Raw genomic sequence first — 251 nt, forward strand, 5'->3', positions numbered from 1 at the left:
GTTCTGCTCCGGCTGGAAGGGCCGGATAACGGCCGCGCGGTGTTTGAAAAGAACGGTATTGCCTATGGCTCTTGCTGGGACGAACGGATCGCGGGGACCAATGGCATCAGCATGGCCCTGTCCGAGGGCAAGGCCTTTACCGTGCGGGGGAAAGACGATTCTTTCTCTTTGCTTCATCCGTTTTCCTGCACCGCTGTTCCGCTTTTTGACGCCGAAAACCAGCTGATCGGGGTCGTCAACTTCTCTATGCT

1 protein-coding gene is annotated in these 251 nt (G+C 57.0%); it reads left to right on the top strand.

What is annotated here, in order from left to right:
• Nucleotides 1–39: 39 nt before the first annotated feature.
• On the top strand, nt 40–251 hold a 212-nt coding region (locus tag Q4528_RS15050), incomplete at its 3' end, for a GAF domain-containing protein (protein WP_303522494.1).

The sequence above is a fragment of the Staphylococcus pasteuri genome (assembly GCF_030547725.1).
Classification (GTDB): Bacteria; Bacillota; Bacilli; order Staphylococcales; family Staphylococcaceae; genus Staphylococcus; species Staphylococcus pasteuri.